Origin of the sequence: Dyadobacter sp., from assembly GCF_039919315.1 — a bacterium.
Classification (GTDB): Bacteria; Bacteroidota; Bacteroidia; order Cytophagales; family Spirosomataceae; genus Dyadobacter.
In genome coordinates this window covers 19,201-46,036 of sequence record NZ_JBDSFX010000088.1, presented here as the reverse complement: position 1 = coordinate 46,036, position 26,836 = coordinate 19,201, and the positions used below count along the sequence as shown (strand labels likewise).

General features: G+C 45.4%; 20 protein-coding genes. 11 read left to right on the top strand and 9 right to left on the bottom strand.

Going from position 1 to position 26,836, the window contains the following annotated elements:
• Positions 1–2,816, top strand: a 2,816-nt coding sequence (locus tag ABIO93_RS24495; RefSeq protein ID WP_348072629.1) for a T9SS type A sorting domain-containing protein, incomplete at its 5' end; no start/stop codon positions are given.
• A 69-nt stretch (positions 2,817–2,885) separates the two neighbouring features.
• On the opposite strand, the gene ABIO93_RS24490 is transcribed toward ABIO93_RS24495, so the two are convergent.
• The 3 genes from ABIO93_RS24490 to ABIO93_RS24480 form a co-directional block, all read right to left on the bottom strand.
• Positions 2,886–3,425 carry a hypothetical protein gene (locus ABIO93_RS24490; protein ID WP_348072628.1) on the bottom strand — a complete coding sequence of 180 codons (540 nt, stop codon included), beginning with the start codon at positions 3,423–3,425 and terminating at the stop codon, positions 2,886–2,888.
• Between the two features lie 159 nt (positions 3,426–3,584).
• Complete coding sequence (locus tag ABIO93_RS24485; protein ID WP_348072627.1) at positions 3,585–4,679, bottom strand: hypothetical protein; 1,095 nt, start codon at positions 4,677–4,679, stop codon at positions 3,585–3,587.
• A 239-nt stretch (positions 4,680–4,918) separates the two neighbouring features.
• On the bottom strand, positions 4,919–5,800 hold the full coding sequence (locus ABIO93_RS24480) for a DUF808 domain-containing protein (protein WP_348072626.1): 882 nt from the start codon (positions 5,798–5,800) through the stop codon (positions 4,919–4,921).
• A 342-nt stretch (positions 5,801–6,142) separates the two neighbouring features.
• On the opposite strand from ABIO93_RS24480, the gene ABIO93_RS24475 reads away from it, so the two are divergent.
• Genes ABIO93_RS24475 through ABIO93_RS24465 form a run of 3 tightly spaced genes read left to right on the top strand, consistent with a single transcriptional unit; the run spans position 6,143 to position 9,263 of the window.
• Entirely contained in the window at positions 6,143–7,651 is a 1,509-nt protein-coding gene (locus ABIO93_RS24475; RefSeq protein WP_348072625.1) for a hypothetical protein, read from the top strand.
• Positions 7,648–9,030 (top strand): bifunctional class I SAM-dependent methyltransferase/glycosyltransferase family 2 protein, encoded by a 1,383-nt coding sequence (locus tag ABIO93_RS24470; protein ID WP_348072624.1) that lies wholly within the window; start codon positions 7,648–7,650, stop codon positions 9,028–9,030. The genes ABIO93_RS24475 and ABIO93_RS24470 overlap by 4 nt, the downstream gene beginning before the upstream one ends.
• A gap of 41 nt (positions 9,031–9,071) precedes the next feature.
• The gene (locus tag ABIO93_RS24465; RefSeq protein WP_348072623.1) at positions 9,072–9,263 is read left to right on the top strand and encodes a hypothetical protein; all 192 of its coding nucleotides are present in this window, start codon (positions 9,072–9,074) and stop codon (positions 9,261–9,263) included.
• Between the two features lie 41 nt (positions 9,264–9,304).
• Here ABIO93_RS24465 and ABIO93_RS24460 read toward each other — a convergent pair whose 3' ends face one another.
• On the bottom strand, positions 9,305–9,856 hold the full coding sequence (locus tag ABIO93_RS24460) for a hypothetical protein (protein ID WP_348072621.1): 552 nt from the start codon (positions 9,854–9,856) through the stop codon (positions 9,305–9,307).
• A gap of 181 nt (positions 9,857–10,037) precedes the next feature.
• On the opposite strand from ABIO93_RS24460, the gene ABIO93_RS24455 reads away from it, so the two are divergent.
• Positions 10,038–11,702, top strand: coding sequence for a PQQ-dependent sugar dehydrogenase (locus ABIO93_RS24455; RefSeq protein WP_348072619.1), 1,665 nt, complete (start codon positions 10,038–10,040; stop codon positions 11,700–11,702).
• A 108-nt stretch (positions 11,703–11,810) separates the two neighbouring features.
• On the opposite strand, the gene ABIO93_RS24450 is transcribed toward ABIO93_RS24455, so the two are convergent.
• The 3 genes from ABIO93_RS24450 to ABIO93_RS24440 all read right to left on the bottom strand — a co-directional run bounded on the left by ABIO93_RS24450 (position 11,811) and on the right by ABIO93_RS24440 (position 14,654).
• The gene (locus ABIO93_RS24450) at positions 11,811–12,869 is read right to left on the bottom strand and encodes an ionic transporter y4hA (protein WP_348072617.1); all 1,059 of its coding nucleotides are present in this window, start codon (positions 12,867–12,869) and stop codon (positions 11,811–11,813) included.
• Positions 12,870–13,085: 216 nt separating this feature from the next.
• Positions 13,086–14,432 (bottom strand): Gfo/Idh/MocA family oxidoreductase, encoded by a 1,347-nt coding sequence (locus ABIO93_RS24445; protein WP_348072615.1) that lies wholly within the window; start codon positions 14,430–14,432, stop codon positions 13,086–13,088.
• Between the two features lie 3 nt (positions 14,433–14,435).
• Positions 14,436–14,654: a DUF1080 domain-containing protein gene (locus tag ABIO93_RS24440; RefSeq protein WP_348072613.1), complete on the bottom strand. Its 219-nt coding sequence runs from the start codon at positions 14,652–14,654 to the stop codon at positions 14,436–14,438.
• A gap of 193 nt (positions 14,655–14,847) precedes the next feature.
• On the opposite strand from ABIO93_RS24440, the gene ABIO93_RS24435 reads away from it, so the two are divergent.
• Together ABIO93_RS24435 and ABIO93_RS24430 are read left to right on the top strand one after the other, a co-directional pair.
• Positions 14,848–15,150 (top strand): metalloregulator ArsR/SmtB family transcription factor, encoded by a 303-nt coding sequence (locus ABIO93_RS24435; protein WP_348072611.1) that lies wholly within the window; start codon positions 14,848–14,850, stop codon positions 15,148–15,150.
• A gap of 17 nt (positions 15,151–15,167) precedes the next feature.
• The gene (locus ABIO93_RS24430) at positions 15,168–16,274 is read left to right on the top strand and encodes an NADH:flavin oxidoreductase (protein WP_348072609.1); all 1,107 of its coding nucleotides are present in this window, start codon (positions 15,168–15,170) and stop codon (positions 16,272–16,274) included.
• 99 nt (positions 16,275–16,373) lie between these two features.
• Here the strand turns inward: ABIO93_RS24430 and ABIO93_RS24425 are convergent, their stop codons facing one another.
• Entirely contained in the window at positions 16,374–18,761 is a 2,388-nt protein-coding gene (locus ABIO93_RS24425; protein ID WP_348072607.1) for an ABC transporter permease, read from the bottom strand.
• Positions 18,762–19,289: 528 nt separating this feature from the next.
• Here ABIO93_RS24425 and ABIO93_RS24420 point away from each other — a divergent pair.
• Positions 19,290–21,533, top strand: coding sequence for a glycosyltransferase family 4 protein (locus ABIO93_RS24420; protein ID WP_348072605.1), 2,244 nt, complete (start codon positions 19,290–19,292; stop codon positions 21,531–21,533).
• Positions 21,530–22,540: a glycosyltransferase family 4 protein gene (locus tag ABIO93_RS24415; RefSeq protein WP_348072603.1), complete on the top strand. Its 1,011-nt coding sequence runs from the start codon at positions 21,530–21,532 to the stop codon at positions 22,538–22,540. The genes ABIO93_RS24420 and ABIO93_RS24415 overlap by 4 nt, the downstream gene beginning before the upstream one ends.
• On the opposite strand, the gene ABIO93_RS24410 is transcribed toward ABIO93_RS24415, so the two are convergent.
• Positions 22,529–24,013 carry a glycoside hydrolase family 130 protein gene (locus ABIO93_RS24410; protein ID WP_348072601.1) on the bottom strand — a complete coding sequence of 495 codons (1,485 nt, stop codon included), beginning with the start codon at positions 24,011–24,013 and terminating at the stop codon, positions 22,529–22,531. The genes ABIO93_RS24415 and ABIO93_RS24410 overlap by 12 nt on opposite strands.
• A gap of 935 nt (positions 24,014–24,948) precedes the next feature.
• Here ABIO93_RS24410 and ABIO93_RS24405 point away from each other — a divergent pair.
• Together ABIO93_RS24405 and ABIO93_RS24400 are read left to right on the top strand one after the other, a co-directional pair.
• A complete protein-coding gene (locus ABIO93_RS24405; protein ID WP_348072599.1) occupies positions 24,949–25,293 on the top strand; it encodes a hypothetical protein in 345 nt (114 codons plus the stop codon).
• A complete protein-coding gene (locus ABIO93_RS24400; RefSeq protein ID WP_348072597.1) occupies positions 25,274–26,776 on the top strand; it encodes a cryptochrome/photolyase family protein in 1,503 nt (500 codons plus the stop codon). The genes ABIO93_RS24405 and ABIO93_RS24400 overlap by 20 nt, the downstream gene beginning before the upstream one ends.
• Positions 26,777–26,836: the final 60 nt, after the last annotated feature.

The window sequence follows — 26,836 nt, the reverse complement described above, 5'->3', positions numbered from 1 at the left end:
CACAATATATGACGGCTACGACGGATTTTGCGGCGCAAGCCGATATCCTTGAGGCGGCCGCTACTTCACTAATCGGCATTGACCTACCCGGCCTTTCCACCGCTCCGGGTGCGGCCGGCAGTTCTGGTCAAGCTATTACAGCCAACGACGTCCTGGAACTGGGCAAGGTCATTGCAGCAGTAGAATTGCGCAGGGAAACTAACTGTTTATTTGCAACAATACTGAAACCTGCTCCTGCCTTATGCGAAGGTGCCAATTCAGGACTGGCCCTGTTTTTCGAAAATTTTGAGGCCGGATTGGGTGGCTTTACCACCTCGTCCCAAACATCTTCCGGAACCTGGACAAACCGTGCCTGGGTACAAGCTCCTGCTCCGGCGGGCCATACCGGCAACGTTGCCTTTGCCGTCAACGGAGGAGGAAGTTGCAGCGACGGCTCAAACGAGGCCGGGATCATCCGGATAGAAAGCCCTGTGATTAACATTCCTGCAGGAACAGCCGGGAACCTCAGCATGGCTTTCGACCATTATGTAGCCATAGAGGACACCTGGGATGGGGGAAATATTAAATACGCGATTAATGGCGGCGCCTGGACGTTGCTTCCGGCATCTGCATTTACCGCCAATGGCTACAATAATTTCCTGAATGCCGCCGGTGCAGGCAATAACAATCCAATGCAGGCACAACCTGCTTTTACAGGCACTGATGGTGGCTCCGTGACCGGATCATGGGGACAGAGTCAGATAGACCTGACTTCCTTGGGCCTGGTAGCTGGCAACACGATCCAGTTACGTTTTGAATTAGGTACAGATCAGTGCGGTCGCGTGGACGGCTGGTATGTCGACGATATCCGTGTGTATACCTGTGCTGTTACGCCGGCGGTCCATTTTGTAGCAGAAAGTGCCACCATCAATGAAGGGGAAGGAACTACTCCGGCTGGTTGCTTTGACTATGTGGATAAAATAATCACTCTGCAAATCGACAAGGTACCCACACAACCCGTAACGGTAACGTTCAATACCCCGGGCGGGACTGCCAAAAACGGGGCGACCGGAGACTATACCATCTTTCCGGCCTCCGTTAGCCTGTCATCGGGTTCATTGACCCAGAATGTTACGCTAAGGATTTACAATGACGCCTACGTGGAGGGAGAAGAAACGATAGATCTTTCCTACAACATCAACACCAATGGTGGTAACGGCTATGCGGCAGCGGGATTTCAGACTTTCCGGCTAACCATCATTGACGATGACCTGACGCCCGGGAATTATACAGAAGAATTGCTTAGCTCAAACTTCGATAACGGACAGCAGGGTTGGCTGGCGATTAATGGAGGAAACAGTTTTCACACCTGGGAGGTTGCGAAGTACAGTAATGCCGGCTTGGACGCGCAGCGGTCGCCTTTCTTTTTTATGAACTCGAATATCGTTAACGGCAGTTTTTATTTGATGGACGAAATCCTTGAATCACCGCCTATCAACACAGAAGGAAAGAAAAATCTGGTACTGACGTTCTCACAAAACTGGCGCGTGCAACTGGGGAGCTATCCCGAAGAGGGATTGGTGGATGTGTGGGATGGCACGACCTGGCATAATATCCTGACACAAAACGAAGCAACCGGATCACGCGGAGACATTCTGTCCAATACACCTGACATTCAAAACCTGGCCATTCCTGATGCATATGCCAATGTAAATATGAAGGTGCGCTTCCGATATAAATCCAACTCTGAAATTTGGTGGGCAATTGATTTGGTAAAAGTGACTGCCACCAACTCCACGGATATTCTGACAACCATTAACACAGGGAGTGCTGATCAGGAATATCTGGGTCCCAACGAAACGGCCGTCTTTTATGATCCCGCAACCGGAAACCTGATGGCTAAAATCAAAAACCTTAGCGCACATGATTATGGTTGTACGACCGTGGAGGTCGACCGGCAGGGTGCAAACGGAACCGCCTGGATGGGTGGGTACCAGGTGACTAACAAAACATTCAAGGTTACGCCGACAACCAATAATCCAAATGGTCAGTTTGAAATAACCATTTATTACAAAGCTTCGGAGCTGACGGCTTCGGATTTGTCCGCCTTTACAGTGGACGATGTAAATTCGATGGGTAAAAGTTCCGGAAGCATTGCGACCGGCAACGCGGCCACCACAGCCCTCGTCGATGTTGTTATGAACCCCGTCTTCAATGGCGACTATTCCTTTACTTCCACCTTTACGTCAGGTTTTTCAGGTTTTGGATTGTCTGATGCTCCTGCCGGCTCCGCATTACCAGTAACGCTGGTTCAATTTGAGGGCAAAAACACGGCAGAAGGCAACCAATTGAATTGGACGACTTCCTCCGAAGTCAACAACGCCTATTTTGTCATCGAGGAAAGTCTGAACGCTCGCATTTTTACAGAGAGCGGACAAGTACAGGGAATGGGCAGCTCAGCTGTGACCAACGAGTACAGGTTTACCGACGTGGGCTTCAATACGGGCATTACCTATTACCGGCTCAAACAAGTCGACACCGACGGGAAATTTGCCTACAGCAAAATTATCGCAATCGACGCATTGAAAGCTGGTAACATTAAATTTTATCCGAATCCCGTGCAGTCCGTGCTGAATGTGGAGTTACCGGATATGACGACGTCCTGGGTCAATGCAAGGATAATCAATGCCTCGGGCCAGGAAGTAATGAGCAAGGAGAAGGTTAATATCCGGAATGGAAAACTGAATATGTCCCTGGGCCGATTGCCATCGGGAATCTACCAGGTATTGATATCCAATGATAAAGCCACTTACCATTTATCAGTAGTCAAGCTTTGAACATTCAATTCTCAAACAAAAAGAAAGCGGCCGCACCCTATGGTGACGGCCGCTTTCCTTTTGAACTGATCAATAAACCTCGTCTGTGATCTGGGTAAGCCAGTCTGCTATTCCCTTGGCTTTCGAATCTTTATTATAAATCACTACGTCTCCTGTTTGTTTCAATAAAATTGCCTTATACACCTTTCTGGACGGATCATATTTGTACATTAAATAACTGGTACCGCCCATGTCCGCTCCTACATTCTCAGGTTTAGTAAAATCCGCATCGCTAATCTGCGCAGCTTCCAATTTATATTTGTCCAGCTCAGTTATCGGAACGGAATGGCTCGAAATAGCGGTTTTGGAGAGGTTAGCATCCAACTCATCCACTGTAATCGTGGTTCCTCCTTCTACATTGACCCATTTAGCCGGTAAGTCATACGTCCTGATCCTTCCTTCCTTATCAATTAAAAACCCTTTGAACTGGTAAGTCCATGCATTATTAGCGTAGTTGACTTCAAAAAAAATCTCCTGTTCATTGGAAAGGTCGATATCGTCTGAACAACCGGAAAACAAAAGGATGAGCAGGCAGGCATAAGCACCGGACAGTAATGATCTTGTTCTCATGATGTAGTTGCCTTGTTTAAATAAAGTTACGAATTTTTCATCAAACTTATTTAATGACTAATAGTAACTCAAAACAGTTGGCTCACACACATTAAAAAAACTAGTAATGCACTGATCGAAAACCCGCACCATCAGGAAGGGACTAAAACCACATTAATATTATGACCAAAATTTATGATAGACATTTCCATTTTCGCCTACTGCGTAAACATCTCTGTGGTTAATATTTAAAGAAACAACTGACGGTGACGAAATGATCTTAAAGTCAGCATCAAGCTTAAAGAAGTCGCCCCATTTGCAATTTTGCCAAATTTTCTGCCATAGCCTGTTATCCCAGCCTCTTGCATAAAGGTCTGTCGCATTTATCTTGGCCAACACCAACCCTGAAACGTCACCTGCGACCTTTCCGCCAATTTGTTGCCACGGGTGCCATTGCCCGTCCCAATTTTTAAGATATAAGTTACCATCCTGTCCGGTTGCATATATTGCGCGATGAGATTGATTTGCGGATAGCACGGTAGGCGTACACGTCATTTTAAAACCTGAATCCACTTGGAACCATCCACTCCATCCATTGGACCAGTACTGCTGCCAAAGCGTGTCATCCATACCCCGCGTGTACAAATCTGTCACATTGGTTCCCGGCACCCCGACGGCGCCCACATTGCCTTTTATTTTTCCGCCCAAATTTTCCCAGTTATGCCATTGCCCGTCCCAGTACTTATGATAAACACCGCCATCTGCCCCCACTGCGTAAATGGAACGATGCATGGGTCCTGATGAGACAGCCTTGGGTGAGGAGAAGATCTTGAAACCAGAGTCAACTTGTGTCCAATCGATCCATTTACCATTATCCCATGCCTTTTGCCAAAGTGTGTCATCCGTGCCGCGAACATATAGATCTACAATGTTAGTATTGGGAATTGCGACCGCGCCGACATTCCCTTTTATTTTGCCACCAATGTTTTCCCATGGATGCCATACGGGAATGTGGTCATTTCCGCCTTTCGAGAAAACCTTTTTACAGGCACATTCGATAAAATTATTAGAAATTGTCCCACTAATTTGAGCATTCTGGGCAATCTGCCTTCCTAATTTCAAACAAGAATCGAAGTCCGTAACCGATTTGGTGTGTTTGGCCGTTTTCAGCGACGCAACGGTTGCCCAGAAATAAGGATTGACTGTATTGTGCGTACACTCATCGATCCCTAACGTATCCTCAAAGAAATTTGCAATGTCTCCGAAAACTCCCATACATCAGTTTGTTTATGTTTGCGATTAATTTTAATGTTTCATCAAAGAGATTTCTCTTTCTAATTGATTTTCATAAAATTATAGCGCTTTATAAGAGTATCATAGCCGTAAAATAACTCTTTGCGGTGTTATAAAGGACAGAAGCAAAATCGGATTAAAATAGCAAAAGGGGAATGCGGTTTATAAGTGTGGCCACCCAGTCAATGGCCACATTTCCGCTCGCAGAAATTCTGATCTGCTCAAATTTGCGGCTTTTTGAAAGAATGGAGAAACCCTTTGATAAGGGTTACAAATCCGGCAATGACCAAGCCGACCACCAAACCGGCGATAAATTCTATGACGGTATCCGGTAGCGTCGGAAACACATTGTGCAGGAAGTGAATGTTATGAACAAATATGCCGCCTGCAACCAGCAAAAGGGCAAGTGTTCCCACTACGCCTAAAATCCTGATCACAACTGGCAACGCCCCAACCAGCACATGACCGAGCTTAGAGAGGATACCTTTATCATTTGAACGCTGAATCAGTTTACGACCCGCATCATCCATTCTTACAATCAGCGCAACAATGCCATATACTCCGGCTGTCGCCAGTAATGCAACCGCAGACACAGTCATGATTTGTATCATTGAGTCTTGCTCAGCGACGGTACCCAGGGCGATGAAAACAATTTCCACGGAAAGGATGAAGTCTGTCATGATGGCGGACTTGACTTTGGCCTTTTCATGATCCTCAGCGGAACTATCTTGCTTGCTATCGGCAATGTCCGGTTGCTTATGTTTATCGGTCTTTAAAAAGTATTCTATGATCTTCTCCCCTCCCTCATAGGCCAGGTAACAACCGCCTAGAAGAAGAATGTAGGTGATAGCGACAGGCAAGAACGCATTTAATAAGAGGGCGATAGGAACTATGATGAGCTTGTTGATCAATGAACCCTTGGTAATCGACCAAAGAATCGGCAATTCTCTATCAGCCAAAAACCCCGTTGCTTTTTCCGCATTAACTGCCAGATCATCACCTAAAATACCTGCCGTTTTACGCGTGGCCAATTTTGTTGCCAGCGCAACATCATCCATTAATGCTGCTATATCGTCCAGAATTGCGAAAAAACCCGATGCCATTTATCGATTTGAGATTTAATTGTATTAAAATTTTTGCTGCCGTAAGATACGCACAGATTGTCAGCTGGCGATATATCTCTCACAAAAGCACATCGAAAGGTCACAGGATCCAGGCCGCCTGGTTGCGCCCTCTGCCATCGCCATCCACGAAGTGATACGCGTTCCTGGCAACAGCTACCAGCCGCCAATAGCCCTTGCGGTCCCGATTGAACTGCAGGAGATAAAAGTTTGAGTATTCGGTTTGCCGGGCCGGTACAATTTTTACAAATTGAACTTGTGTTCAGTTCTTCCAAAAGAGGCTTAGCGCATGAGTGATAGCTAAATATGCCTTTTTCTAATTCTATGACTCCATTCAAAAGAGCGTTTTTGGTATTGCTTCCCATCATTGGATGCGTGATTTGGTATCTTCTCAAAGTACTGCAATTTCAAACCAGCCCTGAGCAATATGCTGATGGGATGGTGATACTTCAGCTGAGCAGAGGTTGGTTGGAAGGCAGGCCATTTCTATTTGATACAGTTTATGGACATCATGCCCAGCAACACAATTACTACTTTATTCCACTTGTAGGAATTTTGACCAAACCTATGGGCGTTTATGGTCTTTTTACGGCTTATCTAGGTCTAGTTGGCTTTTTTTTCTGGAAGTATGACCGAAGCATCGCTGGTTTTAATGCTTTTGAGCGCACCACAACCTGGCTCACTGCATTTTTCTTCGTCTTTGGACCAATGGGCTACTTTATCTATCTCGATTATTTTGGGTGGCACCCGGAGCACTACCTTATTCCTTTGCTTGCACTGCTCTCACTGAGTCTGGCCGAGAAAAAGCGAGGTTTGATTATCCTCTGGCTTTTACTGGCTCTTTCCGTAAAAGAGTCTTCGGTAGTGCTACTGTGCTGTCTCTTGCTGTTTTGCTCGGTGGTTGATATGGTTCTCTCCAATCCGGCCAGGCACAGGTCAGCTTATATTTTAAATAGAAGAAATCTGATCATAACCGGAGTCAGTCTGGTCGTTTTTCTATCCGGGTTGTGGCTGCTTTCTTATTTGAATGGTTCCAAGGCTTCCCGGCTTGGCCTGGCACTGTCTCGTGTTGAGCTAGGGTCTACATTACTTTGGTACTTGGTATCATCCTGCCTGATTGGATTGCTCACATTTGGTTTAGGAATGCTCCCTTTTATTCCCTGGCTTCGTTTATCCCCTCACAAGAAGATCATTGTATGGACTCTTGCGGGTGGTTACGCAATTCTATTTGTCATGTTTGCGACCGAAGCCCTGTTTTATTTCCCTGTCATCTATCCGGGTGTTTCTTATCCAGCCAGGCTAGGCGGCTTGTGGGCATTTATGTTGAGTGCTTTCATTTTTTTTAGCTACCGGCTTACACAATCAGGCACCATGCCCAGTCAGACGGCAATCCCATGGATATTAACAGGTGGCTTGCTTCAATTCCTTTTGGCACCGTTCCTGGTAGCACACTATTTTACTTTTGAAGCCAGGCCGAGCGTCCTAAGCGCAAACGTGTCCTACATGGTAAAAACCCGGCTTGGCCTAGACCCGTATCCGGAAGGAATAGCCAGGCAACTCTATATGTTAGCAAGAAGGATGCCCTATGGTTCCGAGGTTATCGTCCCCTTTCATTATACACGCTTCTTCGAAAACATTTATCCCGCTTATTGGGAAGAAGATGGGCGTCGTCCTGCCCATATTCTTGGCCAACCATTGTTGTACATGTATGAAAAGGATTTAGTAAAAAACGGGCATTACCATGACTTTCCTGGAAAAGACTACACCATGGTCCCCAACGAGCATCTTTTAATTCTGGTAGAGTCAAACTGGTACCAATCAAATCTCAAATGACAGGCGAGGAAAGGGAACAATGGATCAGCAAGAACGACTATTATGCAAGATCTCTGGTAGCGCACCTAAAATTTATTGTGCCGGAGGGGTGTGCTGTGCTTGAAATTGGATGCGGGACAGGCTATCTTCTGGAAGAGTTGAAACCGGCAAGAGGAGTCGGCATCGATGTTTCGCCTGAAATGATTCGTTTTGCAAGAATTCGCCGGCCGGCCAACACCTATTATGAGATGGATGCGGAGCATTTATTCCTAGATCAAACATTTGATTATGTGATCGTCAGCGACACCATTGGAAGTTTCAGAGATGTTCAAAAAGCATTTGAAAAAATCCATCAAGTATTCACACCTCAGACCCGTCTGGTTATTACATCCACCAATCTGATTTGGAGGCCGTTATTACATATTGCAGAGCGCCTGGGCCTGAAAATGCCCCAAGTAAGACAAAACTGGCTGGATATCCACGATATCATTTCGCTACTCAACCTTTCTGATTTCGAGTTGATCAGCAACCAAAGGAAAATGATTTTCCCAAAGTACATCCCTTTATTGTCCCCATTTTTGAACCGCTATGTAGGTAATTTTCCTCTGATCAATAACTTGGGGTTAATTACCTGCCTGGTAGCCAGAAGTGCAAGGTGTGTGCAAAGACCCATTGACAATGTAAGTGTCAGCGTAATCATTCCGGCCCGAAACGAAAAAGGAAACATCGAGGCACTTATTCAGCGTATGCCAAAAATGGGCGGTCACACGGAGATCATTTTTGTCGAAGGGAATTCGACGGATCAGACCTGGGAGGAAATTCAGCGGCAAGCTTCCCGATATAAGGAAACGCATGATATCAAGTGGGCGCAGCAGGATGGCAAGGGCAAAGGGGATGCGGTTAGGAAAGGCTTCAATATGGCCAGCGGAGATATTCTCATGATCCTGGACGCTGATATTACTGTGTCACCAGAGGAGCTGCCTAAGTTCTTCGACGCCATCGCTTTTGGCAAAGCAGAGTTCATCAATGGGTCCCGGCTTGTATATCCTATGGAAAAGCAGGCAATGCGTTTTCTGAACCTGGTAGGCAATAAGTTTTTCAGCTTGGCATTTTCCTGGTTGCTGGGCCAACCTTTAAAAGATACACTCTGCGGTACCAAAGTAATATCGCGGGAAAACTACATCAAGTTAGCGGCCAACAGATCCTATTTTGGAGAATTTGACCCATTTGGCGATTTCGATCTGCTATTCGGAGCGGCCAAGCTCAGTCTGAAATTTATTGAAATCCCCATTCACTACCGAGCCCGTTCTTATGGGGAGACCAACATTTCACGTTTCAAACATGGATGGCTACTGCTGCGCATGACGTTTTTTGCGTTGAATAAAATCAAATTCAGATGAAGAATTAATCGTTCCATAACCACTAATTAAGCTAGAAACCAATGAAAAAAAGCACATTCAAAATGAAGGATGATCCTTCTCAATCAGTCAGATTCTCCCTCGATGAGGTCGAGGAAATTATTCCGGATGCCGACATGCGGAATACCCTGGTCATCCTTAAAAATGGGGATAAACATTTCGTGCAGGGAACAGAAGATGAAATCAGGGGTCAATTGAAGTCCAAGTCAGAATAAAGGAATGATCGCAAGATCAAGCCTGTTTCATTTTTATGGCTTCAATCTAGTTCTGTGTAGCCATCGTCTCCGAGGATATCATGGCCATTGCACAATTTAAAATCCTGTATAATGGCCCGTTTTTCTTCCTCGTTTCGTGGATCTACGCTGATAATAATGCCGCCTTCGTGCATATGATCGCTGTAAGATTCAGCATGCTGATCGGGAATTCCGGAGCTACTTAAAGCATGGGATTTTCCGTAAGGAGCATCCTCATCGGGTTTGATTGGCATCTTTTTTTGCAAAGTATTCGAAATCGCAATACCTATGCCAGGCAATGAAATCATGGAAGTAATTGAGATAATGATCCCGGCAAATGCATTTTTGGCTTTGTCAAGGCTAGATTCGTCCTCGGACACCGTCACACTTTGCGCTGTATCTCTGCCCGGATCCTGGTGCTTATTCAAAGTCTCGTCAGACATCAAAACTGAAATATCATCAGCTGTATGCCCGCGCTGGAGCAGTGCATTGTATGCATGATCGGCGTCTGTTTTTGAAAAAAAAACACCGGACACGGTCCCGATTGATCTGGACGTAAACCCTGAATTTTCCATATAAATATAGTCTGATTTCTTTCAATTTGATCAGCTTAAAAGATCATTCCCAAAGTATGGTTAATGGGTTCAAAAATGACAAAGTCGAAAAATAAATTTGTCACCCGGTGGTCTCACCGGGAAATCTATGATCGGGTTTAGTTATTTTTGAAGTAATCCATTACAATTAAATTATCGGGCTATGAAAGGCTACTGCATGTATGCGTGCCTGCTGGTTATTTTAAATGCAACCCAGCAGTTTTCTTTGGCCCAGCCCACCCCCGTGATCCAGTCGTTTGTAGCAGGATTTACCCGGCCTGTGCGAGTAGTTAATGGTGGCGACGCCAGATTATTTGTGGCAGAAATCGGTGGCAAGATCAGGATTATCAAAAATGGAAGTATTCTTTCTCAGCCATTTCTGGACATTGGGAGTAAAATAAATGATCCGGATTGGGCGGGTATTTTCAGCCTGGTATTTGCACCCAACTATCAGACCTCGGGTTACTTTTATGTATTGTATGTTTTGAAAAACAGTACAGAAGTGCAACTTTCGCGGTTCACTCGCTCCACCTCCGACGCTGATCTTGCCGAGGTATCTTCGGAGCTCAAAATTCTGACCATACCTTACGAAAATATACTTGGCGGGCATCGGGGCGGGGATCTGGCTTTTGGAATGGATGGATTTCTGTATGTTTCTACCGGCGACAACGGTCCTGGGAGCAGAGGGGCAATTGGAGATCCAGGTAATAATTCACAAAATATGGGAAAGCTTTTTGGTAAAATCCTCCGACTGGATGTCAATAGCGCCTCACCTGCGGATAATATCCTAAACAAAATCTTCGCACTGGGCCTTCGCAACCCCTGGCGTTTCAGTTTTGACCGGTCGTCAGGCGATCTTTGGATTGGGGATAATGGACAGGATGCCTGGGAGGAAGTCAATTACCTGAAATATCCTTTCACAGGCACGCCAGCAAACTTTGGCTGGAATTGCCTGGAAGGAACCCAGACTTATAACGCAACCCACTGTGCCGACGGGACAATCTACTCGCCTCCAAAATACACTTATCCCGGATTCAGCAACAATGGGGGCAGTAGCGCATCAGTTATGGGGGGCTATGTTTACCGTGGCAGCAAATATCCTTCGCTCAAAGGCTATTACTTCTTCGGGGATTATCAATCGGGCAAAATAGGTTTGATCAGCCCGGCTGGTAGCGGGAGCTTTCCGACTGGTTTGAATTATGAGTCCCTGATTTCATTCGGGGAAGACCATGAAGGAGAATTGTATACACTGTCATTTTTGAATGGTACCGTATCTAAAATAGCCAATCCTGGCGATCCGCTTCCGGTAACACTTGCTTATTTTATGCTAAATTCCAAGGACTGTTCCCAGCAGCTGGATTGGAAGACTGAATCGGAAATAAATTTTAAGGCCTTTGAATTGCAGCATAGCACGGACGGTAAGAAGTTCGAGCGCATCGCATCCATCCCAGCCTTGGGTGAGGGCCATATTTATCACTACAACGACAACCTGCCCTACGCTGAAACAGCCTACTATCGGCTTAAAATGATCGATCAAGACGGCCGCTATCAGTATAGCAAGCTGATAAGAGGCGCAAGCCATTGTCTTGAAAATAGCATTACCATATTTCCAAATCCCTCTTCGGGCTCATTTACCATCAATGGTCTTAAATCAGGCTATGTCGTGAATGTTTACCACGTTTCGGGACGTAAGATATTTGGTCGGAAAGCGATATCAGAGGATGGCTTGGTGCTCGATTTGAAGGGCTATGCTAATGGCGTTTACACAATGAAAGTGATTGACCAACAAACCGGTTTTTCTCAAAGTAGTCAATTAGTGAAGGAGTAGTCGTTTTACTTCTAACCTATTAACCTCTCTTTGAAGAGAAAAACTCCATTTGTAAGACCAATTTAGGCTATGTCAATGATGGCCTTTTACTATGATATTGCTGGCATGTCACTCGTAGATGATGGTAAAAATATACATCATCAGGTTCACCACCAAGACCGTTCCGTACAAGAGGTTGGTACGGCCCTTATTGAGTGAAAGCATTACCGTAAAAACAGAAAGTCCCAACAGAATCATGGATTTCTTATCAAGGCCTAAAACAAGTGGCAGATCCATTGCGGTACAGAGTATAGCCACAGTAGGTATACTTAACCCAATACTTGCCAGGGCTGATCCTAATGATAAGTTAATGCTGGTTTGAAACCTGTTTTTTGAAGCGGCACGAACCGCGGCGATACCTTCCGGCAATAGGATAACCGCGGCGATCAAAACACCAACCAACGCGGTTGGCAGACCGGCAGCAGCTACGCTGCGCTCAATAACCGGCGAAAGCGCCTTTGCCAGCAGAATAACAACCCCTAAGCAAAACAGCAAAAGAAGCAAGCTGATCAAGGAATCTTTCCGGCTAATGATCGTTTCCTCTTCGGATGCTTCTGCCAGGAAATATTCACGGTGGCCAATGGTTTGGGTAAACAGAAAGGACCCGTATATGAGCACGCACGCCACTGTCACAATAATCAGTTGAGGGTCGCTATACCGCGGCCCGGCAACGCTGGTTGTAAAGTTGGGCAACACAAGGGTAAGCACCAAAATCGAAACGAGCGCAACCAGGGCAATGGTTACAGACTTGGTTTGAAACGTTTGCTCCTTATGCTTTAAAGCACCCACCACCATACTAATACCCATTATCCCATTTAAGATCAGCATCACCGCTGCGAATAGGGTATTTCTGGCATAGCTCTCAGCACCTTTTCCTCCCGCCAACATCAATGATACAATGATGGACGCTTCCAATAATGTAACTGCCACTGCCAGGATGATTGTGCCGTATGGTTCGCCTACTCGATGGGCTACTACTTCTGCATGATGCACCGCTGCCATTACGCTGCCAATCATAAGCAGCCCAGCTAGCAAATTAACAATCAGATCATTACCAATCGGAATGGCAAAATACAAGACCCAGGCGAGCAACGGTGCTAAATAGGTCCAATTGAATATTTTTTTCATACAGTCTGGGTTTGGCTGGCCGAGCCATAATTTAGGCCCGCTGATCACATCGTTTCCGGTAAATATAGTACACCAGAGGCATTAACCTACCAGAAAAGATCCTCACAATCTATAAATGACCTGGCCCCAAGCCACCTGTCAAGGCTGCTTGGGGCCAGTTACGGAGATCTCGACGGCGGCTTACAACACCACTTGCGCAGTACTTAGTTTCGTTAACTAAACTACTACTTCCCATCCTTTTGCATACTCGCGCGACCATAGCTTCTCCGCGTCTTTATCGCCGATAATGTGCCCGTTTTTAGGGTCAATTTTCAGGTCGCGGCCTACTCGCCAGGCGATGTTACCGAGCTGCATGGCAACCACGCTCTTGTAGCCGAGTTCTACATCACAGTTGGGCTTGCGGTTGTTACGGATCGCGTCCAGGAAGTCGGCCACGTGAAGATTATCCATGCCAAGGCTCGGGCTGGCCAGGTTGCGGCCTTGCATACCCGCCTCTTCTGTCGGTGAGTTTACTTCCTTAATGAGCTTGCCATCCAGATCATATACTTTGTAGGCGTCGCCACCCGTGTCGAGGCTACCGTTTTCCCCGTAAAAAATAATACCTCGGTCCAGCCCTTCTATCTTCCGTCCATTAGAACTTCTCGACTCCCAGATCAGGGAAATCCGGCCGGGGTAATCCATGGTGATCACCTGCGTATCGGGGGTTTCCCAATCGTCCTTAAATTCATACCGCCCTCCGATGGAGCTTACGCGGGTTGGAAAGTCTACGCCCAAACCCCACCGGGCCACATCCACCTCGTGCGTACCATTGTTGAGCGCTTCCCCGGTACCCCAGTGCCAGAACCAATGCCAATCGTAGTGGATGAGCCCCTCCTTGTAAGGCATCCGTGGCGCAGGTCCCTGCCAGAGCTCATAATCAAGCCAGGAAGGGACGGTACCCGGTTTCAGAAAAGTGGCTTTGCGTTTGTTGGTATACCAGGTCTTAGCCAGATAAACGCGACCAATAATTCCCTGATGCAATTGCTTTATTCCTTCTGTGATCACCGGCGCAGACCTGCGCTGTGCGCCCATCTGTACCACCCGCTTGTACTTCCGGGCAGCCTCAATGGCCAGCTCGCCCTCGCGCGGGTTGTGACTCAATGGTTTTTCGACGTACACGTGCTTGCCTGCCTGGCAGCCCATAATCGTCAGTGGTGCATGCCAGTGGTCGGGTGTTGCAATGTATATAGCGTCTATGGATTTGTCTTCGAGCACCTTGCGACAGTCTTTTTCCGACTTGGGTGTTGCGGTTTGCTTGGCTTCCATCACCGCCTGAATGGCCTTTGGGATTGCCCTTTCATCTACGTCGCAGACAATGCCCACTTCCGCATTCTTCTGACCGGCAAATGTGCCGCTCATACTTTTACCACGGCTGTTGACACCAATTGTTGCCACACGGATCAGGTCATTGGCGCCGATAATGCGTTTATAGCTTTTTGCACTGAAACCCATAGCGGTACTCCCAATAGCAACGCCCAGCGATCCTGCGGCAGTAGTTTTCAAAAATTCACGTCTGTTTGGCATGACTTATAAAGCTTTGATTTTGATGTTTTTAAATGAAACTTCGGCTCCGTGCTCCTGCAAAAGAATGTGCCCCTTTTCAGGAGAGCCGAACGCGGGAACAGCCTTATTGAATTTACTAAGCGCCACAGCCTCGGTATATACCTTATCACCGCGATTAAATTCAAGGATTTTCACACCATTGAGGTAATGCTGCACATGATGGCAGCTTGGCATAATCTCCATCCATTTCCTGCATGTTTTACGACAGACGGTGTAACTATGCCCAACACCCTGAAAAGCCGATCATTTTGATGACATCAGCAACAGCAACGTTCCTATCTATACGCAATTAAAGTAACATTGTCTATCCAGAAGTGGAACTTTACTCCGGGCGTTTTCGGTTTAACAGTATATCGGAAAATACCGATATACCGATATGATGAACCACGTAGAAATTTTCAAAGCGCTATCAAACAAAACCCGGTTAGAAATCCTTGAATGGCTTAAAGAGCCTGAGACGAATTTTCCGGGCCAGAAAGAGTATGGCTATGTACACGGCGTATGTGTAGGACAGTTACAGATCAAAGCTGGTCTTACGCAGTCGACCGTTTCTGAATATTTATCGATTTTGCAGCGGGCTGGTTTTGTTCAGGCAACGCGTGTGGGGCAATGGACCTATTACAAGCGCGATGAAGCAGCATTTGAAAAGCTAAGCAAGGTCATTAGTGAATTTCTCTAATTTTCCAATTTACAAATATGAGTACCAAAAGTTTGTTTTTGCCCTTCCAGTTAAAATCACTGGACTTGAAGAACCGTGTCGTTATGGCACCTATGACGCGTTCATTTTCCCCGAACGGCGTACCCACATCAGATGTAGCCGCCTATTATCAAAAAAGGGCAGAGGGAGAAGTAGGATTGATTTTATCCGAAGGCACTGTCATCAATCGCCTGTCAGCTTCCAACGACCCTAATGTTCCGCACCTATATGGTGAGAATGCCATGGCTGGCTGGCAAAATGTAGTGGAGGCTGTGCATGCAAAAGGTGGAAAAATGGGTCCGCAGATCTGGCACATGGGTATTATGGACAATCACCACTCAGGATGGGTGCCGCCCGTACCATTTGAGGGACCATCCGGCTTGAACCGTCCTGGTAATCAAAACGGAACCACAATGACTGCACAAGACATTGAAAATACCATTCTGGCTTTTGGCAAAGCAGCGGCAGACGCAAAAGCGGCAGGCTTTGATTGCATTGAACTACATGGTGCGCATGGTTATCTTATCGACCAGTTTTTCTGGGAAGCAACCAATTTACGCACAGATGAATACGGCGGAAAGACGCTGCCGCAGCGGACAAAATTTGCGACCGACGTGATTCGGGAAGTGAGAAAGCAGGTTGGTGAAGATTTCGCGATCATTATCAGGTTATCGCAATTCAAACCCTCAGCCTATCATAACCAACTGGCCACAACACCTCAGGAAATGGAGGCCTGGCTTACACCACTTATAGATGCGGGTGTTGATATTCTGCATTGTTCACAACGCCGTTTTTGGGAGCCTGAGTTTGAAGGGTCTGATCTGAACTTTGCGGGCTGGGCGAAAAAATTGACAGGAAAAGCAACGATCACAGTAGGATCAGTCGGGCTTACCGGTGATTTTTTTGGCTCATTTGCAGGAGAAAGTTCAGAACCAAGTACATTGGAAGAGCTTAACCGTCGCATGGACCGCGGAGACTTCGACCTAGTGGCAGTGGGACGCCCCATTTTAGCCGATCCAAACTGGGTGACAAAAATTAAAAATAATAGAAACAACGAACTAAAAGGATTTAAAAAAGAAGCGCTGGCCGAACTTGTTATGGAATAATCAGCGCCTCGAAATTGTGCTCCGGGAGGTGTTTGCTGCTTGTTGATATCATAGCTCTTTATCCAACGCCGGTCTCTGCTTTTTAGATAGATGTATCACCTATTCAGTCCGAAGACTTTTGACCGGATTAGTTAATGCCGCCCGGATGCTCTGAAAACCTACCGTTAGCAATGCGATCCCAATAGAAGTAAACCCGGCCAGCGCAAATACCCACCATTCGATCTCAATCTTGTAGGCAAAAGTTTGTAGCCAGGTGTGCATCAGGTACCAGGCTATTGGCGCGGAAATAACTATGGCGATCAGGACAAGTTTGAGGAAATCTGCTGACAAAAGCGCAACGACCCCTGCTACCGACGCCCCCAGCACCTTCCTAACCCCAATTTCCTTTGTGCGTTGCTCAGCCGTGAATGTAGCAAGTCCGAAAAGCCCAATGCAGGCAATTAAAATCGCGATTCCAGAGAAGGTCAGAAACATCGCGCCCCTGCGTTGATCTGAGCTATATTGCTTGGCAAAAGCCTGATCAAGAAATTCGTATTCAAAAGGCTGGTTTGGGTTAATTTCTGTAAAAGACTGTTTCAAGGAGGCAATGGTAGCGGAAATGTTGTGCTGTGAAATTTTGACCAGCAGGTTATTAGCGCCTTTCTTTTTCAGAATTAAGATCAAAGGCTCAATCTGATTGTGCAAAGAGCGTAAATGAAAATCCCGGACCACCCCGGTAATTTCAACTTTACGGGTGTCCACCTCAATCTGCCCATCGGTGAGGGTTTTCCAGCCCAGTCTTTTTAACATTGCTTGATTTACCAATACTGCGCCGGACGAGTCATTGTCTAGTACGCTCGAAAAGTTACGTCCATCCAATATCGGTATTTTGAGCACATCCAAAAACTGCTCATCGACTTTGAAATGCTCTGAACTAACAGGGATATCAGTGGTTTTCGTAGAGAAATTGAATGTAGACTTATTGTTAAGCTCAGAACCGATCGTTCCATTGGTCAGGCTGACGCTTATTACACCTGCTTTCTTAAGTATTTGATCCCTCAAAACGATTGCAGATTGCTGTAAGGACGGGCTTTTAAGCGGAATGGACACCACTTGCTGCTTGTCAAAACCCAATTCTTTATTGCTCATATACGCCAATTGCTGGTAAACCACGATGGTACCCACGATCATCAGCATTGAAACAGCAAACTGAAATACGACCAGCGATTTGCGCAAAAGTGCTCCCTGGCCTCCTAAATGCGAAGATCCTTTCAACACAATGGCGGGATTGTATTTTGATAAAATAAATGCGGGGTACAAACCGCTCACCAACCCAACTACTGAGGCACATACCGCGAAAAAGGCGATGAGGTTGAAATCGAAAAGGTTGAATGTGAGCTTTTTGTCCGCGATCGAGTTGAAAGAAGGAAGTAAGACTTGGAGCAAAAACAAGCTGCCCAGCATGGCTAAAACCGATATCAGCATAGATTCGGAGAGAAACTGGCCTACAAGTTGAAACTTTTGTGAACCGACTGCCTTGCGTATCCCGACCTCTTTGGCCCGGCCAGTTGCACGTGCCGTCGCCAGGTTGATGTAGTTGACGATTGCGATCAGCAAGATGAAAAGTCCAATAATCGAGATCGTGTAAACGTACCGCACGCTGCTACCATTCTCTTCGCCGAGCAAATGGGAAGAATGGAGGTGAATATCATTTAAAGGCTGGAAAGTGATACCAAAATGGATCTTCTCTCCGCCTGAGTCACCGATCGCTTTCGCAATATATTTTTCATAAAAGGCAGGCATTTTACTCTCCAATTTTTTGGCGAGCTCAGGGCTGTCCATCATCAGGTAGGTAAACGTGTTAAAATTGCCCCAATTTTCCGGATCCGCGTTGCTTACCCTCCTATTGGCATAAGGCAGCAAGGCGTCAAATTGCAAATGGTGGTTAGCCGGGGCTTCGCTGATAATTCCTGTGATGGTGAAAGGCTCATTATCTTTTACAAGCACGGTTTTCCCGATCAGCCCTGAGGTTTTGCCGAAGAGTACCATCGCCAGTTTTTTGGTCAAGACGACGTTGGTTATACCATTTAATGCTGTTTTGGGATCGCCATCAATAAAGTCATAATCAAAAAACTTAAAAAGGGAAGGTTCAGTATAATAAAGGTGTTTCACATTGCTCACAGTGCTTCCATTCCTGAACGTCTGGTTGCCTTGTTTTACCCGCACGATATTTTTTATCTCTGCAAATTCGCGTTGCAAGGCAGGACCAAATGGTGTGGCCGCAGTAGCCATATTGTACCGGTTGTCGGCCCATTTAATATCGAGTATCAACCGGTACACGCGGGCTGCATTTTTGTGGTAACCATCAAAATCAAGCTCATCTTTTACAAAAAGCCCCAAAACAATTGCGCACGTCATCCCACTGGCCAGCCCTGCCAGGATTAAAATACTATATGTTTTACTTCTAAGCAGGTTTCGCCAGGCGATCTTAACATAGTTTTGCAACATGGTCAGGTGAGTTAGGACGTTGATTGGAAGATAGTCAAATGTTATGCCCGAGAAGCAAAATACTATAAAACATTGTTTTACAGCTATTTAAAATTTTCAAACTGTACGATTCCGAACAACACATGTCCGGTAACCTTTTTGTATAAGTCCGTTTTTCAATGCATACCCTCCATGACTTGGAGCAGGAGAGAGAAATAGAACCAATGACACTTAGCGTCATCGCTGCGGAAAAAGATCCAGGTTAGGAAGTGAGGTTTTATTTTCATGATTTGCCATCCTATCTGCTATTTAAATTTGTACATGGCAAAGTTCGGGAGGGCGCCACAAACGGGAATATCCGAAAAAAGATTCGGTATGATTTACGCTTTTCTTTTGACAGAAGTTGGTTTGGATTTATTGTAAGATAGACCTTAAAAACGACCATTCAAGCCATTGTTTTTTTCATTGCTAAGAATCTTTGTGAATAGTCATAAGGGCCGAATAATGGGGAATAAGGGTTAACTTAGAAGAAATCAACCTGGCAAAAGCATGAAGATTGCATTTATAGGCACGTTCCCGCCACGGGAATGCGGAATCGGAACATTTACCAGAAATCTAGTTGATTCGATGGTAGGTGCAGTGAGCTCAGAAGGGCCTAATAAGGGGATAGTGGTCGCGATGGACGACAATGGGCAACATTACGATTACCCAAAAGAAGTAAAACTTACCATCCGCCAGGAAGAGCAGGCCGATTACCTCGAAGCCGCAAAATTCATCAATTTCAGCGGTGCCGATATCTGTGTGCTGCAGCATGAATTCGGGATATTTGGCGGGCAAAACGGGATTTATATTCTGCCGTTACTATATAGGCTAAAAATTCCACTGATTGTCACATTTCATACCGTTCTGAAAACACCATCTTACAACGAACGGGCGGTAATGGCAGAGATTTGCAAAATCGCCCAATCGATCGTGGTGATGACCCGAACGGCGGTGGATATGCTGGTTACTGAATACAACGTACCCCAGGAGAAGATCATAGAGATTGCTCACGGCGTCCCTGACATTCAATTTGATCAGCTTCTGGCAAAAAAAGAATTCAAACTTTCGTCTAAACATGTGCTGCTGACATTTGGCTTTATTGGAAGAAATAAGGGCATTGAAACTGTTTTGAAGGCGCTCCCGGCAGTGGTCGCCAAGTATCCGCAGCTTGTTTATATTGTGCTTGGCAAAACCCATCCCAATGTGATCAGGCATTCTGGTGAAGAATATCGGGTATTTCTTTTAGGTTTGGTCAAAAAGCTCAGAATTGAAAAACACGTCATTTTCCTCAACGAATTTATAGATCAGTCTGAGCTTTTCAAATACCTTTCTGCCTCCGACATTTACATTACACCTTATACAAATGAGGCACAGATCACCAGCGGAACTTTGTCGTATGCGATCGGTGCGGGATCGGCCGTGATCTCAACACCTTACTGGCATGCCGCGGAACTGCTGGCTGATGGCAGAGGCCGATTATTTGGTTTTAATGACGTCGAGGCACTGACTGAAATTTTCCTTGACTTGCTGGATCATCCGGAAACAATGCGCGAGCTCAGGAAAAATGCACATGATTACGGTAGAGAAATTACCTGGCCGAAGATCGGCGAAAAATATGCCCAGCTCGCAGAAAAGATCGTAGCGCAACAGCCGGATGTGGAGATTAATAGGGAAACCATTCTGGACCCGCTCATGCTGCCACCTTTCTTGCTGGACCACGTGCAGCGGCTAACCGATGACACAGGCATTATTCAACACGCCAAATATGGTATTCCGAACCTGAAAGAAGGCTATTGTCTGGACGATAATGCCAGAGCACTTTTAATGGTTTTGATGACCTACAAACGCAACAAACATCCCCTGGCGCTCAAATTGTCACCAACGTATCTGAGCTACATTAATTACATGCAAAACCCAGACGGGGCTTTCCGGAATTTTTTGAGCTTCAACCGTAATTTTCTCGATGAAGTAGGTTCGGAAGACTCTTTTGGAAGGACAATCTGGTCTCTGGGTTATCTGCTGGGAAATGCGCCCAATGATGCTTATTACCAGACTGGTCGTGAAATTTTCTTTGATGCTGCCCCCAATTTTGTCAAGCTCGAATCGATCAGAAGCATTGCCAATACAATCGTTGGGATCTGTCATTATCTCAAAAGCAATCCGACTGATGAAGGAATGATTGAGATTTTAAAACAATTGACCGGGCGGCTGATCACGGATTATGAATTGAACCGTACAGAAAAATGGCATTGGTTTGAATCCCTATTGGCTTACGATAATGCATTTTTACCCCTTGCATTACTGCACGCAGCTGAGTTTTTGAATGATGATAAAGTAAACCGTATTGGCCTTGAAAGCATGACTTTCCTGTCCGAAATCACGCTTAAAAATGGGTATCTATCCATTGTGGGCAATGAAAAGTGGTTTCTCAAAGATGGCGAGAGTTCCATGTTTGCGCAGCAGCCGCTGGACGCGCTTGCGATGGTACTTATGTTTCATCAGGCATTTCGCTTAACCAAAGACCAGGCTTACATCACACAACTCTATATTTGTTTTATGTGGTTTTTGGGAGAAAACGATCTTCGGATTAGTCTTTACGACTTTGAGACAAAGGGTTGCTGCGATGGTCTGGAGAGCTATGGTGTAAACCGTAATCAAGGCGCAGAAAGTACACTGGCCTATTTAATTTCCCATTTGAGCGTACTGGAAGCCTTTGAAGAAGTTTCAAAAATGGAAATCGAGCTGGTATGAAAGTAGCGATTCTATCATCCATTGCCTGGCGAACACCGCCCAGGAAATATGGCCCCTGGGAGCAGGTCGCTTCACATTTAGCAGAAGGTCTGCATGCAAAAGGCATTGAAGTAACACTTTTCGCAACCTCGGACTCAGTCACCAATGCAAGACTGGATGCGACCTGCAAAACGCCCTATGCCGAAGATCCAGATGTAGACCCCAAAGTAGCCGAGTGTCTGCATATTAGCAATCTGATGGAAAAGGCCGATCAATTTGACCTGATCCACAATCATTTTGATTTCCTGCCCCTATCCTATTCCAGACTGATTGGCACGCCGATGCTAACTACCATTCACGGGTTTTCATCACCGAAGATCCTGGAAGTTTATAGAAAATACAATGCAAATACGGCTTATGCTTCGATCAGTAACTCTGATCGGCATGCGGACCTGGACTATGTGGCAACGGTTTATAACGGTATTGACTATCATGATTTCGAATTTGTTGAGAATCCATTGGATTACCTTCTTTTTTTCGGAAGGATCCATCCCGACAAAGGCACTAGCGAGGCGATTGAAATTGCCCAACAGACCGGTCGTAAGCTGATGATAGCAGGACTTATTCAGGACGAGGGTTATTTTGAACAAAAAATAAAACCGTTTATTGATGGCCGCAACGTCATCTATTGTGGCAATGTAGGTCCCCAAGAACGAAAGCAACTTCTTGGTAATGCTTTTGCGCTGCTCCATCCGGTCAAATTCGATGAGCCATTCGGATTAAGCGTGGCAGAATCCATGTTCTGTGGCACACCTGTGATCGCTTACGACCGCGGCTCTATGGGCGAGCTGATCCAGAATGGCAAGACGGGCTATTTGGTAAATTCGCTGAATGAGGCCACTGAGGCCGTAAAGCAAATCAGCCGGATCAAACGATCCGACTGCCGGGAATGGGCCCAGGCTATGTTTTCGAAGGATAAGATGGTGGAAGGCTATATCAATGTCTATGAGAATCTGCTAAGCCGCTGAAACGGTTGCGTTCTCGGCCAGCATGGCCAGTAATTCTTTCAGATCAACGGTCGCGTAAGTGGATGCATAATCCGAAACCGCATACGGAATAATGAGGCTCTCGTTGTGAATCAGCGCGCCGCAGGAGTATACCACGTTAGGAACATAGCCTTCGCGCTCTTTTCGGTTGGGTACCAGCAGTGGTTGCACAAGACGACCGATCTCTTTTTGAGGATTGTCCAGATCAAAAAGGGAGGCACCGAGTACGTATTCCCGCATAGGACCCACGCCATGTGTCAGCACCAACCACCCTGCTTCGGTTTCTAGTGGTGATCCACAATTGCCAATCTGAACAAATTCCCATGGATATTTGGGTGATTGGATCATGGTAGCCTCGCGCCAGATGTTGATATTATCCGAAAATGAAATGTAATTATTCACGCCATCGATCCGGCAGAGCATTGCATATTTCCCATTGATTTTTCTGGGAAACAATGCCATTCCCTTATTTTGGGCTATGTCTCCATGGATTGGCAAAACTTTAAAATGATAAAAATCACTGGTCACCAGTAACTTAGGCAAGATAGAACTACCATCATAAGCGGTATAAGTCGCGTAGTAAGTCTGATCATTGTCCTCATTTGTAAATTTCACAAACCTGGCATCTTCGATCCCCTTTTTTTCGGTATCAGCGATCGGAAAGATCACACGCTCCGAAATATCAGTATCAAGTGAAAAATCCATCTCGTAATGCGACGAGGCAAGCCACATGGTTTCACGAAGGAAAACAACACTTAGCGGATCCAGCTCGATTTGCTTCTTGGTTTCTTCCACGTAACGTTTGAGCTCTTCGTAAGTGAAAGTTTCCGTGAGTTTCTGAGCAATCACAGGATAGGCTGCATTTTCAATGTTCTGCATCTCCCCAAGCTTTGCCAGAAAAGTTTTTTTCCTGTAAACGTGATTGCGCACATGCTCCGGGGCATTCAGCATTCGTCCGGGCGGCTCCACCATGATCAGGTTATCCTGGTCAATGATGGCCGACCTGAAGACAATCGATGAAATATGACCCTCGCCAGTGGCCCGGAAACTTAGGATTACCCTTTTCTCACCGGGTCCGATCCGCGATTGGTCAGGATCTTCCACAATGGACGGATTAAAAAAGGCGGCTGCTTCGATTGAGTATTCCATCGTGAAATAGGAGCCTATCAGCAGTTTCTGGTTTGTAGCCAAATTGTGGGGATCAATGCCCATCGCATCTACCACAGTTGACAACCTTTGAAAGTGCTTTTCAAATATTTTGATGATGTTCCGGTGACGCTTGGCGTATTTTCGAAAAACGTTACTTAATTCCTGTTGTTGCTCTTTTTCAGACAGGTTCAGGATCAGCGCAATCAGATGTTTGCTTCGTTCATCACTGCTGTAAAGAAACCGTGCGATCACACGGCTGGAGTCGGGTTGGAAACTAATATCTTTCCTTATGATGTGTACTGACATTGAAAGTTTTTGAACAAGATGATGCATTAATTCGGCATAAGAACATGAATATCTGGATTTTGTTTGCTGGACCCGAGACCGGGAAATTTATCCCCTCCATTTTACTTGCTTTGAGGACGGCCAAGCTTTTCAATACAACTGTCGGAGTTTTATTTCAATTGGATGACACTCAGTCTCCATATGCCTAACTGTTTGATAAATCATTGTAAGTACAACTACCCGTCTCCAACATCTTCGATTACCCAGGCTTTTGTGTAGAATCCGGAAATAAGTCGAGAAAATTTAGCCTCATGTCTACAACTATCGATTGTCAATGAGAGTCTCATGGGCAAATCATTAATTTATAATTATTCTAAGTTCAAAGCATAAACGTTGTTACAGAACGATTATCGCAAATAAAGATCATACGATAAAATAGATTAAAGCTTTAAATACCACATATGTAACCAAAAGGCTATTTATTGCATGTTTTTCGTTCCTGAATTTTGCAGCTTGGCACGAAAATTGATACATATCCATGTCTGCTAAGGATCGCACTATCCGCATACTCTATGAAAAATAAAAGTACTTTACTAATAGCTTCCCTTCTGCTGATGATTTGCGTCCTGCTGAAGGAGTCCCGTTTTCGAGCGGCAGTAAGCAATAATCGTAAATCTCATCATCCAGGGGAGTTAATCAGCACACACCTGCCGAAGGAGCATTTTCAAAGATAATAATGGCAACTGCGACACATGATCATCAGATTATGTGTCGCAGTTGTATGTGTCTCATCCAGATGTCCTTGACAGCGGGAAGTTTCATAATCGTAGTTCGCTTAACGGTTCTTGATTTCAACTTAACGCTTTTGAATCAACATGTATCTTCTGCCGATCTTTATAACTATATTCTTCAATTTGGCAATGTGCAACATTGGAGTGATTGCACAAGACCGATTGATGCTTTCAGTCATCAGTGAGAAGCCATTTCAAGGGGAGGCCGGGTACTATTTTGGTCTTGAATCTATACCCCTATCTCAAAATCAGTATATTTTTGTAGCCACTCCGCTAAAAAAAGCTTATCTGATCATTGATGATCAAAAGATCATTGTTGGCCATACCATGACCGTCAAAGACCGAAAGGGCTTCACGGAATACTTCTCCGGGGAAAAATACAATGCTAAATTGATGATCAAGGAGGAAAGCAAAACTATCGCGGGTATCACCGACTATCGTGGTATCTTGGAGATACAGCAGGGCGCTAAAAACCGCAGATTTAAGATTCATGGAAGCTTCCATCAGTAACTTGAACGCAGCCAACCTTATTTTCCCTCATCAATTATTCGAAAATAGCCCGATTGCGGAAAACGGTTTTCCGGTTTATTTGCTGGAAGAAACATTGTATTTCAAACAGTTTGCATTCCACAAGCAAAAAATCGCATTTCACAGGGCAACGATGAAATGGTACACTGCGTTTCTGAGATCCAAAAATGTAGAAGTGATTTATATAGAAGCAGCAAACCCGCTTTCGGATGTAAGGAATATGGTTGCCGATTTAAAGTCAAAAAAAATTGAAACCATACATTACATTGACCCGACCGATAACTGGCTTGTACAACGTGTGACCTCAGCTGCTGCCAAATCAGGCATTCAAATAATAGAATACCGGAGTCCATTATTTTTAAATAGTAAAGAAGAATTAGTCGCATTTTTTCAAGAGAAAAAGAAGAAATTTTTCCAGACCGAGTTTTACATTCAGCAACGAAAAATCCGTAAGATTCTGGTAGACAACAACAATGAGCCGGTCGGTAGCGCATGGAGCTATGATGTCGATAACCGAAAGAAATACCCCCGAAAAAAAGAACCACCTCATATTAGCTATCCTGAAACCAATGAGTTTTATGAGGAGGCAAAAAATTACGTTCAGCAGCATTTCAATGACAATCTCGGTCATTTAACCAAGTACTCCTTCTATCCGGGAGACCATGCCTCATCTAAAAAATGGCTACAGGACTTCCTCGTCACCCGCTTTCAAGAATTCGGCCCTTATGAAGATGCCATCGTCAAAGAAGAAAGTATTCTACATCACAGCATGCTCACGCCAATGCTCAATGTTGGCCTGATCACCCCACAGCTCATCATCGATACTGTAATTAACTATGCCGAGCAGCAGGACATTCCATTGAATTCTACGGAAGGTTTTATACGTCAGATCATTGGTTGGCGGGAATTCATGCGAGGTTTTTATGAATGCAAAGGTTCCGTTGCCAGAACCAAAAATTACTGGAATTTCACCAGAAAAATACCAAAGTCATTTTACGACGGAACGACCGGAATTGAACCTATTGATAGCACTATTAAAAAGGTTTTGGAGCGGGGTTATTGCCACCACATTGAACGTCTGATGGTTTTAGGAAACTTCATGTTATTATGCGAGTTTGACCCGAATGATGTTTATCAATGGTTTATGGAATTGTTTATTGATGCCTATGACTGGGTGATGGTACCGAATGTATACGCCATGAGCCAGTTCGCAGATGGTGGGTTGATGGCGACCAAACCCTACATAGCAGGCAGCAATTACATCATGAAAATGAGTAACTATGAAAAGGGCCCGTGGCAGGAAATCTGGGACGCACTCTTCTGGCGCTTCATGCACGTGCACCGGAGCTTTTTCCAGCAAAATCCCAGACTAGGCATGCTGCTGGGTAATTTTGACAAAATGGAGGTTGAGAAGCGGAAGGCTTTGCTGAATACTGGGGAGCGGTTTTTAAAGTCGCTGGATTGAGTAATTACTTCAAAGTTACCGCGTGGCAGTTAAATGAAAAAATTCTAACAAAATCAAAGT

Bases quoted from the DNA above. Each gene is read 5' to 3' on its own strand.
- ABIO93_RS24490 (WP_348072628.1), bottom strand. From the start codon at position 3,425: ATGAGAACAAGATCATTACTGTCCGGTGCTTATGCCTGCCTGCTCATC.
- ABIO93_RS24485 (WP_348072627.1), bottom strand. From the start codon at position 4,679: ATGGGAGTTTTCGGAGACATTGCAAATTTCTTTGAGGATACGTTAGGG.
- ABIO93_RS24480 (WP_348072626.1), bottom strand. From the start codon at position 5,800: ATGGCATCGGGTTTTTTCGCAATTCTGGACGATATAGCAGCATTAATG.
- ABIO93_RS24475 (WP_348072625.1), top strand. From the start codon at position 6,143: ATGACTCCATTCAAAAGAGCGTTTTTGGTATTGCTTCCCATCATTGGA.
- ABIO93_RS24470 (WP_348072624.1), top strand. From the start codon at position 7,648: ATGACAGGCGAGGAAAGGGAACAATGGATCAGCAAGAACGACTATTAT.
- ABIO93_RS24465 (WP_348072623.1), top strand. From the start codon at position 9,072: ATGAAAAAAAGCACATTCAAAATGAAGGATGATCCTTCTCAATCAGTC.
- ABIO93_RS24460 (WP_348072621.1), bottom strand. From the start codon at position 9,856: ATGGAAAATTCAGGGTTTACGTCCAGATCAATCGGGACCGTGTCCGGT.
- ABIO93_RS24455 (WP_348072619.1), top strand. From the start codon at position 10,038: ATGAAAGGCTACTGCATGTATGCGTGCCTGCTGGTTATTTTAAATGCA.
- ABIO93_RS24450 (WP_348072617.1), bottom strand. From the start codon at position 12,869: ATGAAAAAAATATTCAATTGGACCTATTTAGCACCGTTGCTCGCCTGG.
- ABIO93_RS24445 (WP_348072615.1), bottom strand. From the start codon at position 14,432: ATGCCAAACAGACGTGAATTTTTGAAAACTACTGCCGCAGGATCGCTG.
- ABIO93_RS24440 (WP_348072613.1), bottom strand. From the start codon at position 14,654: ATGGAGATTATGCCAAGCTGCCATCATGTGCAGCATTACCTCAATGGT.
- ABIO93_RS24435 (WP_348072611.1), top strand. From the start codon at position 14,848: ATGATGAACCACGTAGAAATTTTCAAAGCGCTATCAAACAAAACCCGG.
- ABIO93_RS24430 (WP_348072609.1), top strand. From the start codon at position 15,168: ATGAGTACCAAAAGTTTGTTTTTGCCCTTCCAGTTAAAATCACTGGAC.
- ABIO93_RS24425 (WP_348072607.1), bottom strand. From the start codon at position 18,761: ATGTTGCAAAACTATGTTAAGATCGCCTGGCGAAACCTGCTTAGAAGT.
- ABIO93_RS24420 (WP_348072605.1), top strand. From the start codon at position 19,290: ATGAAGATTGCATTTATAGGCACGTTCCCGCCACGGGAATGCGGAATC.
- ABIO93_RS24415 (WP_348072603.1), top strand. From the start codon at position 21,530: ATGAAAGTAGCGATTCTATCATCCATTGCCTGGCGAACACCGCCCAGG.
- ABIO93_RS24410 (WP_348072601.1), bottom strand. From the start codon at position 24,013: ATGTCAGTACACATCATAAGGAAAGATATTAGTTTCCAACCCGACTCC.
- ABIO93_RS24405 (WP_348072599.1), top strand. From the start codon at position 24,949: ATGCTTTCAGTCATCAGTGAGAAGCCATTTCAAGGGGAGGCCGGGTAC.
- ABIO93_RS24400 (WP_348072597.1), top strand. From the start codon at position 25,274: ATGGAAGCTTCCATCAGTAACTTGAACGCAGCCAACCTTATTTTCCCT.